The organism is Pseudoalteromonas sp. MIP2626, assembly GCF_013414205.1.
Lineage (GTDB): Bacteria > Pseudomonadota > Gammaproteobacteria > Enterobacterales > Alteromonadaceae > Pseudoalteromonas > Pseudoalteromonas nigrifaciens.
The window spans coordinates 1-11,731 of record NZ_JAATTW010000073.1 but is presented as its reverse complement, the minus strand read 5'-3'; the positions used below and the strand labels follow the sequence as shown (position 1 = coordinate 11,731).

The following is an 11,731-nucleotide window of genomic DNA, read 5'->3' as shown; positions in this document are numbered from 1 at the left end:
TGTACTAATTACCCGTGAGGCTTAACCATACAACGCCAAACGCGTTTTATGTGACAGTTCAAGCAAGAAGTTAATATTGCTAAAGTAGATATTTACGCAAAGACTTAAAAAATATTATCAGATATTTTCCAAATTCAGTTAATTTGTAGTGATACGAATTAACGCCCTAATTTGCTTGGTAACAATAGCGTTTTGGACCCACCTGACCCCATGCCGAACTCAGTAGTGAAACGAAACAGCGCCGATGATAGTGTAGCATTTGCTATGTGAAAGTAGGACATTGCCAGGCTCCAAATTGTAGAAAGCCCGAATTTAACGATTCGGGCTTTTTTACGTCTGCAGAAAAGTGAAATGTGGGTGAGTGATGTACACAAGTCTCCCGCGTAGGTTGGGCGAGCGTAGCGACACCCGACACTCAAATCATAAAAACATCACCACTAGCCAATGAATGTGGGGTATTTACACTGTGACTTTCTACCGCTGTGGGCACTACGAGATTACCAGGTTCCAAATTGTAGAAGGCCCGAATTTAACGATTCGGGCTTTTTTACGTCTGCAGAAAAGTGAAGATGGGTGAGTGATGTACACAAATCTCCCACGTAGGTCGGGCGAGCGTAGCGATACCCGATGATAAAATCATAAAAAAAATCACCACCGGCGAATAAGGTTAAACTTAACTTGTGAGTATGATTGAATTGATAATGTTGTTATTCGTTTTTTATCACTAAATACAGCACATAGGCGTAGTTACTGTTGATAACTTTCGCTAATTTTTGATCTTATTATTTGCTATAATTGTTTTATAAATAGCCTGTATAGCCGTATTGAGAGAATCAGCACAATGGAATTTGAACAAGATAGCACTTTAACCCTTCCTTTATTTCTTTTTGATGACACTTTAAGTGACAGAGATTTAGAGCAACCTGACTTTGAAATTTCATTGCCACTAGATGACGAATTGCTGACTCAACTATGTCAAAACCCTAGTGAAGACAGTAGTATAGCAATTAGTGTTGAGAGCTATCAGTTAACAATAGTTAACCCTGAACTAGCAGATATTGCAGAGCAACAGCATGATGCACAATTAACTTTAACCCGCGGGCCATTATTAAGTGCAGTACTGATTACAGCAGATCAACAAACATTTGTTTCTCCACAAATGGATATGATGCCTACGTTTGATTTAGGCGATGAGGACGAATGATGAGAAAAGTCGTAATAAGTACGCTAATACTGATTATTTTAAGTGGCTGTGCGTATTTAGGTAATGCTCATTACAATGATTTATTTGGCCCTGAGCAAACACAAGATCGTATGGTTTTACATAGTACAATTGAGGGGGCTGATTTTTTACAAAATGTAAAGCCAGTGCTTGATACACGCTGTGTAGTTTGCCACGGTTGCTACGATGCACCATGTCAGCTTAAGCTCTCATCTCCCGAAGGCATTGATAGAGGTTTAAGTAAAGAGCTGGTCTATGATGGTACGCGTTTATTAGCCACTACACCGAGCCGTTTGTTGTTTGATGCAGATAATACCCAGCAATGGCGTGATAAAGGTTTTTCGCCGGTGCTAAATGAGCGCGAGCAAAGCATAGAAGCAAACTTAGCAGGCAGTGTGTTATTTAATAGCTTAGTGCTAAAGCAAAGCTCTGATATTGCTAACAATGAAGTACTTGATGATGATGATTTTGATTTTTCGTTAAGTCGCTCTCAAACCTGTGCCACTATGGGAGAGTTTGATAGGTTGGCGGATGATCAACCACATGGTGGTATGCCTTATGGTTTGCCAGGCGTATCGCGTGAGGAATTTAAGCACTTACAAAATTGGCTGAAAAACGGTGGTAAAATGGCCAATATTGCACCGCCAACAGCGTTTGAGCTACAACAAATTAAGCGTTGGGAAGCATTTTTAAATCAAGATAGTTTAAAGTATCAGCTTTCTGCGCGTTATATTTACGAGCATTGGTTTTTAGCAAACATCTATTTCACTCCAGAAAACACGCAAACCTTTTTTAAATTAGTGCGCTCAAGTACACCACCCGGTGAAGATATTAAACTCATTAGCACACGTCGTCCTTATGATGATCCTAATGTTGAACGTGTTTACTATCGAATGATGCATGAACGCTCAACTATTTTGTCAAAAACACATTTGCCACTTAAATTAAATGATGCAAAGCTAACGCGTTTATATCAGCAGTTTATAGAGCCTGAATATACAGTAACGAGCATGCCAAGCTATGAGCCAAAGGCTGCCTCTAATCCTTTTAAAACCTATGAAGTGATTCCAATCGACTCAAAATATCAGTTTATGCTTGATGAAGCTGAGTTAATAATTATGGGCTTTATTAAAGGGCCGGTTTGTCGTGGGCAAATTGCACTTAACGTCATAAATGATCATTTTTGGGTTGCATTTGCTGATCCTAAAAAAGTGGCTACTCCTGCTGTAGGTGAAATGCTGATTCAGCACGAAGATGCGCTTGAGCTACCTGCCGCTGAAGAAAGTAACGCATTAGCGATTAAAAGCTGGATTAAATATTCGGTGCGCGAAAAACGTTACTTAAAAGCTAAAGTTGAGCTGGCTAATGAGCTGTTTAAAAATGGCGATCACTTAACCACTAATTTATTGTGGAAAGGTGATGGTGTTAATAAAAATGCTGCGTTAACTGTATTTCGTCACTCAGACAGTGCCACGGTTGTGAAAGGCTTAATTGGACAAGAGCCTAAAACTATGTGGGTGCTTGATTATGCTTTATTTGAGCGCATTCACTATTTATTGGTTGCTGGATTTGATGTATATGGCAATGTAGGGCACCAACTCGTTACACGTTTATATATGGATTTTTTACGTTTAGAGGGAGAGGGTAACTTTCTTGGCTTATTACCTGAAGATAAACGAGAGCAAATTAAAAGTAGTTGGTATCGTAAGTCACCGCCTAGCTTATCTAAGTTCTTTAAAAGTAACCAAGAGTTTAGCCAACCTAGCGGAATAGTTTATAAAACCGATGATCCGCAACATGAGCTTTATGGCTTAATTAAAACGGCATTATCGCCCGTACTTAGTGAGCATTACGATTACACTAGCGTTTCTGGGCCGTTAGCAAGTATTAATACTATGCCTGTTAAGGCAATTAACTTATTGCCACCTGTATCTTATGTATTGGTTAAGCAAACAGACAATAGCCATAAAGCGTATACCATTATTCATCATAACGCACATTACAATATCTCTAGCTTACTTAACGAAGAAGGTCAGCGAGCTTTTGATGAAGATACTGTCACTCTAGTTCCTGGTTTTATTGGGGATTATCCAAGTGCTATTTGGTATTTAAATAATCAACAGCAAGTTGCAGCATTTGCAGAGCAGTTACCACTGATGCAAATTGAAGCTGATTATCGTGCGTTAAAATCTAAGTTTGGCATTCGCCGTACTCATCCACAATTTTGGCAGTATAGCGACATTTTACATCGGGCTGCTAAGCAGTATCGTGGTGTTGAATACGGTATGTTTGACTATAATCGCTTAGAAAACCGCTAGTTTTAATGAACTAAACGCAAGCCCAGCACTAAGTTGCTGGGCTTTTTTATTGCTTGCTGTTTATTACTTGAAATGTAAACGTCCGGTGATCATCACCTAGATATTGATATTCCAAGGCAATAATTGTTCTATGTCTGGCTCAGGCTGACAAAGCTCATCGAGGCAATGCATGATGTAATCAAATGGCGTTAAGCCGTTGGATCTTGCAGTTTCGATGATGCTGTATAGGTGAGCGCTTGCTATTGCGCCGCGTGAGGTTTGGCTAAACATCCAGTTCTTACGGCCAATAACAAATGGTTTGATAGCGCGCTCGGCGCGGTTATTGTCGATATTAAGCTGACCATTTTCAAGGTAAACTATAAGTTTATGCCATTGATTAGCGAGATAGGTTGCTGCCTCTGCTAACTTGGTTTTCCCGACTAAACGTGGCTGGTTTTGCTCTAGCCATTTATGCAGTTTATCGATAATAGGTTTCGCTTGCTCTTGCCTTATTTCATGCTTTTGTTCTGGTGTTTTATCGTTGAGTTTTGATTCAATGCCGTACAGTTTTTGAATAAGACTCAAGACTACGTCGGCTTTGCCTGTCTTGTTTTTACCCTGCACGTGTTTTGCTTCTATAAATTTACGACGTGCATGGGCCCAGCAACCAACTAGTGTTGATTGCGTTTGTGCATACGCTTGATAACCATCAACCTGTAAATAGCCCGAATAGCCATCCAGATAATTAACCACACAGGAAGCTGCCCGACTGTTTTGATAGTCGTAAAGCACAATGTTTGGTATTGGGTTGTGTTTATTTATAGCCGATGGCGAATCCGTGCCGGTACAATATAGCCACATGTAACTTTTTACTTTGTCGGCGTTGACCACATTGACCGTCGTTTCATCGGCATGTATCGCAGGCTGTTTAAGTAACGCGTGTTTCAGTCGTTGTATCAGCGGTTCAAACAAGGTAGCTGATGCGAGTACCCAGTCACTCATGGTTTTACGGCTAAGTTCAATGCCGTATTGCTTGAACATCGACTCTTGTCTGTGCAGTGGCAGTGCATATTGATATTTGCTGGTGATGATTTGACTTAACAAACTGGACGTGGCCATGCCTTTGTTGATGGCCATGTTTGGCATCTTGGCTTGTTTAATACTGTTATTCGACCCTGACTTATCACATTCACGACACGCGTACTTTGGGCGAATATGCTCAATGACTTTTATCTTTGCGGGGACGAAGTCGAGCTTTTCGCTGACGTCTTCACCCATTTTATGCAACTCATTACCACAGCAGTTACACAACTTGTCTTCTTCGGCAATGTCATGAATCACTTGCTCACGGGGTAAGTCTTTGGGTAATGGTTTGCGCTTTGGTGTTTTGCGAGTGTAGCTAATCTCTTGCGTAGCAAGCTCATCAGGTTGCTCAATGATGTCTTCGGCTTCATTGAACAATTCACCTTGTGCGTCAAAGACTTCGGCACTTTTACCAAATTGTTTTTGTTGCGCTAGGCGGAATTGTTCCTCTAGATACCGGTTTCTTGCAGTCGCTTGCGCTAATTTTTCAGCGTGCTCTGCCAGCAGCTTTTTAAGCAAAGCCGGATCGTCTGGAAGGCAGTTAACATCAATATTCATCCTTTTATTTTATAATGTTTTTTACCGTAAACTAGCTTAATGCGATGGTTAATATTGATCCCGCGACGATCTAAATAATGCTAGCGTTTTCGATGTTGATTTGTTGATGCCCTATGACATCATACCCAGATAATAACCAGTGTAATTGTTGCTCGGTTAAGTTTAGGGTGTCGGCGCTGAGGTTTTTCGGCCATTTAAATTTGTGCTTATCGAGGCGTTTATACCACAGGGCAAAGCCTGTGTTATCCCAATACAATATCTTCAGCTTATCTCGGCTTTTATTACAAAAAACAAACACGGCACCGGATAGCACTGACAGTTCGAGTTCACTTTCAACAATGGCCGCTAAGCCATTAATGGATTTTCTGAAGTCGACAAACTGATTGCAAAGGTACACGTCGGGCACATCAATAAACATGTTCATGCTTGCAGCGCCTTTATTAAATTAGCTACCCATGTAGGCTCGGATGAGGTTGGTATAGTTAAATGAGTTTCACCATGAGATAACGTGATTGAGGCATTCACTTTATGGGAAATGGCTTTGTTTTGCACTTTCACCAATTTAGGTGCTTTTGCAGCGTCTTGTAACTTAGACCGATATTTATAAAAGTTTGAAGTGGGTAACATGTTTTCTTTACAAAATGCGACAATAGATAAGCCGCTGGTTTGTTGCTGCTCAATCAATTTTTGCCAGTCATTAAGGGTTCTTTTTTGCATAATACCTCCAGTAGAAACTGACGGTATTTTCAATTAATTAAATCCACTCTGCTAGGTGTCGTTGCTCGGACGCTTACCTTGAAATAATTTACAGTGCAGGAAATAGCGGTTGCTTCGAAGTTTAACTTTGCGGTAATTTAAATTAAGTAGAATAAATAATAAGAGTAAACAGTGCAGTCAATTCAGCTTCAAGCATTTAGTGGCTATTTACAAGGCCAAGGGCAAAGTCGTTACCATATCAATGACCTAAGTTGGCAGGTTAACCAAGGCGAGCATTGGTTGTTACTTGGCGCTAATGGTGCCGGCAAGTCAGCTATTACTGCTGCGTTAGCTGGCGAAGCTAAGCACAGTAGTGGTAAGCGCAGTTGCAGTATAGATGCTGTGCAATTGGTTTCATCTGATGCGCAAAAACAGCTTATTAATAAAGAACTAAAAAATGACAAACAAAGCTCAGTGAAAGAGCTGTTATTGGGTACAGCCAATTATGATGTCGATTTGGCGCAGCGTTTAATTAATATATTAGACTTTGATAAATTACTAGCTCGTCATTTTAGGGAGCTTTCAACCGGTGAAACTCGAAAGTTATTATTAATTAAAGCGCTGAGTTCGCGGCCTAATTTAGTGGTGCTTGATGAACCCTTTGACGGGCTTGATGTAGAGTCGAGTACTGCGCTTAATGTCATTTTGGCGCAATTAAGTGAATATATTAGTTTTGTGTTTGTAGTGAATCGTGTAGACGAAATTCCTGCTTTTATTACTCATTATGGTTATGTAAATCAAGGGTGTTTACAGTCTATTTTAGCGCATCCAAATGCAGAGCAAGTAGCCGATTTACTCAAGTTACTGCACTTAGAGCACAGCCAACTGAATATTCCAGAGCGAGATAGCGCGCAAGTTCAAGGGGTGTTTACGGGCAATACCTTGGTAAAGCTAAGCCAAGCAAGTGTAAGTTATAGTGGTTTGAGTATTTTTACAGGGCTTGATTGGACTATTAATAAACATCAGCATTGGCAGTTAAGTGGTAAAAATGGCTCAGGTAAAACCTGCTTATTAAATTTAATTACTGGCGATAATCCGCAGTGTTATAACAACAATATTGAAGTGTTTGGCTTTAAGCGTGGCACGGGGGAGAGTATTTGGGATATAAAGCAACATATTGGCTTTATATCGAATGCGCTACACATGGATTATAGGGTGAGTATTTCGGCATTAAATACTATTGTTTCTGGCTTTTACGACAGTATAGGTTTGTATCAAACCCCAAGTGATGCACAAATTAATATTGCCAAACAATGGCTCGCGCTAATAGGTTTGGAGGAGCAATATAATACCTCGTTTACTCAGTTATCGTATGGCGATCAGCGATTGTTACTTATTGCCCGCGCTATGGTTAAGCACCCAACCTTGCTTATTTTAGACGAGCCCTGTTTAGGGTTAGATGAGGCAAACCGACAGCGAGTGCTATTATTGATTGAAAAAATATGCGCCGCAGGCAGCAGCACGGTAATTTATGTAAATCATCATGCGGCAGATAAAATTAACGGTATAGAGAATTACTTAAAAATGGAAGATTTTAATTAAAACTGAGAGAAAGGTTGAATGAAAAATCACTCAACCTATTTTTTATTTTAAAGACGAGTAACGTTAAAACCTTTATCTTTTAATTGTTTAAGTAAGCCGTGTTGTTCAGGTAAGTGCAGTGCGCCGACGGCAATAAATAGTTGCTCGTTTACTAAACGTGGTGTTAGTTGTTTAATCCAGTTGTTGTTGCGGTTAATGAGCATTACTTGCTCACTAATTTCACCGTAATTACTATCATCAAAACTAGTATTGTAATAATTGGTTAGAGTTTGCATATCGCCATTTTTCCAGGCATCAACTAGCTTAATAAAGTAGGTATTAATGTCGGCAAGCTGCTCAAAGGTTTCTGCAATCATTTCATTACTTAATAATTCCATACCATCAAACATTTGTAGTTGTTGTTCAAGAGTCTCCAGCTCCCCTACTTTAATATCTTTATTTTTGGCGTAAGCGAGTACTTGCTTATCAATACCTGTTTTATCTGAATAACCGGCATTTTGAAACTCAATTTGCATCATAGTTACCATTACCGCCCATGGCTTTAAGCCATTAAACATAGCCACATCAATCGACTTTTTGGCAAAATAATCTTTAAGTTTATTGTAATTTTCTGCAGAGAGCTCAGTTTGCAATGTTTTACCGTTTTTTAGTAGCATGAATGGCATAGAGCGCTGCTGCATTTGCAGTGGCGTTAGTTTGTTTATATCTACCTCTACAATAACTTGAGAGCTTGCATCAATTGCATCAGTTACATTTTTAGGCAAGCCTTGCATGCTGGCGTCGCCTACGTGCACAGTGCCAAATAAATAGGAATTAACTCCGTTTTTTTCTATTTTGTATAACGCAGGAGCAGCATAGCTGTTAAGGCTAAATGTTATAAGTAACGCCACAATAAAAAAGTGGCTAATACGAGTAAGAGCATTCATGGTTTGTCCTTAAAATCTCAAAAATTAGTAGTGTAAATACTAACCTAAATTTACCCGGAGGGCAGCGTTAATATAAACGTTAGCGTATTGTTTTCGGTATTACTAGCCGTAATAGTAAAGCCATTTAAGTTACATAAGCTCTGCACAATAGATAACCCTAAACCGTGACGGTGGTTATTAGTTCTAGATGAATCTAGCTGATAAAGCGGGTCGAAAATAGCTTGTAATTGTTGTTCGCTCAATACTGTAGCCACTTTATTACTTAATGAAATGATAGTGGATTTTGGGTTACTTACGGCACTTAATTCGATGTTGTGCTGCGTTAAACCATAAAATAACGCGTTATCTATTAAATTACATAAAATAGTATTAAGGCTAAACTCGTCAGCAATAATGGTTACATTATTTGCAATAGTATTATTTATACGGGTGGCAATATTAGGGTGTTTAAAGGTTAGCTCATTAATTGTTTGTTTGAGCAAATTATTTAAAACGATAGTTTGCGCGTTTAATTCTATGCTGCTAGTTGAGCGCTGCAATAAGAGCAGGTTGTTTACAATGGTTTTCATACGCTCAGAAATACTGAGTACGTCACTGGTATAGGTATCGCTAATACGCTTGTCATCTGGGTATTTAAGTGCGACCTCGGATAAGCTTATTAGCTCTGCAATGGGAGTTTTAAGCTCGTGCGCTATATCGCTGGTAAGGCGTTTTTCATTACTATAAAGCTGCTGATTAGTAGTAATGAATTTATTGAGTTCATTGCGTATAGGCTCTATTTCTTCTACTTTAAAGTCGCTTTCTATAGTTTGTGCCACGGTTGTAATATCGAGAAGTTTTATTTGCTCGTTCAGGTTGTGTAGCGGAAATAGCCCTTTATTTACAATGCGTGTAACCAAGTAGCGCACGCCAAATACACCAATCACACAGGTGAGAATAAACACCACATCAATAATGATCAGTACTTTATTAAGCTCGGCCGTTGGGGCTGCTATTGCCAGGGTCATACTGTTAATAGTAGCTGATGCGTTGGTGTTTCTAATATCTTTTTTAGCAACAAAGTGGCTTATAAGTACTCGGCCGCTTTGTCCGTTAGGTAAGTCGTAATCAATTATTTTAGATTCGTTTATAGGTAGTTCTAAAAAAGGCAGTTGAGTGTTTTTATACAGTTGTAACGATTGAGAGCGCTCAAACACCTCGCTGCCATGCCATAATTGGTAAAACTCACTGGCGTCGGCTTGTTCGTATTCCGACATAAATTTACCCGAAAATTCAAACTCAACTTTACCGTTGTCATCCTCTACTAAGGTTTTTAAGTAGTTAGCTTTATTAGTGAGGGATTGATTAAACTGCTCCTCTACCCAAGAATCGACACTTAAATCAACAGTTAAAAATATAGTGAATAATATAACGGAGATCACCGCGCTAATATTATTAACGAGTTTACGTTTTATTGAGTGACTTTTACTTTGTTGTTGCGACATAACCAAACCCACGTTTATTTTTTATAGGGAGTTCGCCATCAAACTGTCTTACTTTTTTACGTATGGTTGATATATGTGCTTCAAGCGCATTTTTAGAGAGCATATCGAACTGACCGACCACCGCTTCACTTATAAGCTCCAGCCCTAATACTCGCTCGGGGGCATTAAATAAGCACTCTATTATTTTGTATTCATTACGAGTGAGTTCAATGGCATGTTGCTGGTAATGAAGTGTTTTTAGCGAAAGATCTAATACACAGTCACCTACGGTAAGCGTATTTTGTTGGTTTTGCAGTGAACCACGGCGAAGTAGCGCAAGCACGCGAGCGTGAAGTTCTTCAAACGAAAACGGCTTAGTTAAATAATCGTCAGCCCCTTTCATAAGGCCATTTATTTTATCTTGCGGCTCACTACGAGCAGATAAAATAAGTACACGGCTTTGGTTATTACTGCTGCGCAATGCTTGCAAAATACTCATGCCATCTACACTGGGTAGCATTAAATCAAGTAATATTAGGTCGTAGTTTCCACTAAGTGCCATGCTTAATCCTTCTGAGCCGTCACCGGTTTCATCTACGGTAAAACCAAGGTTGCCAAGGCCTACTTGCAGGCTGCGCCTTAGTGCTTCTGAGTCTTCAATAACGAGGATGTTCATCTTTGCTCGATTTGTAAAAATAGCCTTGTTACTTTAACAAGGCTTTATTATCAAGTCACTTTGTTAATGATACCAACCATTTGTATAAGCTAAGTTACCTAGGTTGGCATGGGCTAGGGCTTTTTTAATCAGTTGCTCATCGTTTTTACATGGCACAAGCTGATTATTACTATACGTATAGGTGGTTGCTGGTTTTTGCGGTTGTAGCACCACCACTTTATTGTCGTGCATATAGGCAAAGTTTTTGTCGTATTGCATCATTGCGCGTTGTTTGTTGTCGCTAATAGGTTTTGATAAATCATGGCCTATCATAGGGTGTTTGCCACTTACGCCAATTAAAGATAGTAAAGTAACGGGAATATCGAGTTGGCTGGCTAGTTGATTATCGCGTTTATGGGCAATGTCTTTACCAAAAATAACCGCTGGAATTCTAAAGTGATCAATTGGCACCAAGCTAGCGCCTGATACACGCGAGTCGTGATCGGCTATTACAATAAATACGGTATCGTCCCAGTAGCTCGACTTTTTAGCTTTTTCAATAAATGTACCTAGCGCGTAGTCAGCGTATTTTGCCGCATTATTGCGGGTTTGTTTTTGTTTGTCGTACAGGGTTATTTTATCGTCAGGAAATTCATACGGGCTATGGTTGGAGCTGGAAAATATAAGACTTAAAAATGGTTTATTTTGTTTTTTAAGTTTAGTGAGTTCGATATCAGCTTGGTCGTATAAGTCTTCGTCTGATGCGCCCCACGAGCCATTAAAGTCTATTTTATTAAAGTTATTTGTATCTACAATATCTTTAAAGCCATTACCTAAAAAGAAGCTTCGCATGTTATCAAAGTGGCTTTCGCCGCCATAAATAAATTGGGTGTTATAATTTTGCTTCGCTAAAAAGTCAGCGATAGTAAAAAAGTCACGTTGTGATTTATCAAGCTTAACAACTGCACGCGAAGGTGTAGGCGTAAAGCCTGTAATTATCGCTTCAATACCACGCACCGAGCGCGTGCCAGTGGCATATAAATTATCAAACCCCCAACCTTGTTGATAAAGGGCGTCAATATTAGGCGTTAGCGGTAAACCGCCAAGTGTGCCTACATAGCGTGCCCCTAAGCTTTCTTGTAAAATAATGACTAGGGGCTGTTGATCTTTGTAGTACATATATCAATCAGCCCACATTGGTAGCCACATCATAGTAAATGCTAAAGCGA

The 11,731-nt window shown here is 39.6% G+C and carries 9 protein-coding genes, 1 rRNA gene and 1 pseudogene; 4 read left to right on the top strand and 7 right to left on the bottom strand.

Features of this window, described 5'->3' with window-relative positions; translation table 11 throughout:
* Positions 1 to 174 precede the first annotated feature (174 nt).
* The 3 genes from rrf to HC000_RS17300 all read left to right on the top strand — a co-directional run bounded on the left by rrf (position 175) and on the right by HC000_RS17300 (position 3,540).
* A 5S ribosomal RNA gene (gene rrf, locus HC000_RS17310) occupies positions 175 to 289 on the top strand.
* A 552-nt stretch (positions 290 to 841) separates the two neighbouring features.
* Positions 842 to 1,204: a hypothetical protein gene (locus HC000_RS17305; RefSeq protein WP_011329423.1), complete on the top strand. Its 363-nt coding sequence runs from the start codon at positions 842 to 844 to the stop codon at positions 1,202 to 1,204.
* Positions 1,204 to 3,540 (top strand): fatty acid cis/trans isomerase, encoded by a 2,337-nt coding sequence (locus HC000_RS17300; RefSeq protein ID WP_179808289.1) that lies wholly within the window; start codon positions 1,204 to 1,206, stop codon positions 3,538 to 3,540. The genes HC000_RS17305 and HC000_RS17300 overlap by 1 nt, the downstream gene beginning before the upstream one ends.
* 96 nt (positions 3,541 to 3,636) lie before the next feature.
* On the opposite strand, the gene HC000_RS17295 is transcribed toward HC000_RS17300, so the two are convergent.
* The 3 genes from HC000_RS17295 to HC000_RS17285 all read right to left on the bottom strand — a co-directional run bounded on the left by HC000_RS17295 (position 3,637) and on the right by HC000_RS17285 (position 5,877).
* Complete coding sequence (locus tag HC000_RS17295; protein WP_179808288.1) at positions 3,637 to 5,160, bottom strand: IS66 family transposase; 1,524 nt, start codon at positions 5,158 to 5,160, stop codon at positions 3,637 to 3,639.
* Between the two features lie 70 nt (positions 5,161 to 5,230).
* Positions 5,231 to 5,584, bottom strand: a complete 354-nt coding sequence (gene tnpB, locus HC000_RS17290) for an IS66 family insertion sequence element accessory protein TnpB (protein WP_024596033.1) — start codon at positions 5,582 to 5,584, stop codon at positions 5,231 to 5,233.
* On the bottom strand, positions 5,581 to 5,877 hold the full coding sequence (locus tag HC000_RS17285) for a hypothetical protein (RefSeq protein WP_179808287.1): 297 nt from the start codon (positions 5,875 to 5,877) through the stop codon (positions 5,581 to 5,583). The genes tnpB and HC000_RS17285 overlap by 4 nt, the downstream gene beginning before the upstream one ends.
* A gap of 171 nt (positions 5,878 to 6,048) precedes the next feature.
* Between HC000_RS17285 and HC000_RS17280 the strand changes: the two genes are divergently transcribed.
* Positions 6,049 to 7,458: an ATP-binding cassette domain-containing protein gene (locus HC000_RS17280; RefSeq protein WP_086994763.1), complete on the top strand. Its 1,410-nt coding sequence runs from the start codon at positions 6,049 to 6,051 to the stop codon at positions 7,456 to 7,458.
* Between the two features lie 47 nt (positions 7,459 to 7,505).
* Here the strand turns inward: HC000_RS17280 and HC000_RS17275 are convergent, their stop codons facing one another.
* The 4 genes and pseudogenes from HC000_RS17275 to HC000_RS17260 all read right to left on the bottom strand — a co-directional run.
* On the bottom strand, positions 7,506 to 8,384 hold the full coding sequence (locus HC000_RS17275) for a TraB/GumN family protein (RefSeq protein ID WP_011329420.1): 879 nt from the start codon (positions 8,382 to 8,384) through the stop codon (positions 7,506 to 7,508).
* A gap of 50 nt (positions 8,385 to 8,434) precedes the next feature.
* Positions 8,435 to 9,868 carry a HAMP domain-containing sensor histidine kinase gene (locus HC000_RS17270; protein WP_011329419.1) on the bottom strand — a complete coding sequence of 478 codons (1,434 nt, stop codon included), beginning with the start codon at positions 9,866 to 9,868 and terminating at the stop codon, positions 8,435 to 8,437.
* On the bottom strand, positions 9,849 to 10,523 hold the full coding sequence (locus tag HC000_RS17265) for a response regulator transcription factor (protein ID WP_011329418.1): 675 nt from the start codon (positions 10,521 to 10,523) through the stop codon (positions 9,849 to 9,851). The genes HC000_RS17270 and HC000_RS17265 overlap by 20 nt, the downstream gene beginning before the upstream one ends.
* Positions 10,524 to 10,586: 63 nt before the next feature.
* Positions 10,587 to 11,663: pseudogene (locus HC000_RS17260) on the bottom strand (LTA synthase family protein); the annotation flags it as partial.
* Positions 11,664 to 11,731 lie beyond the last annotated feature (68 nt).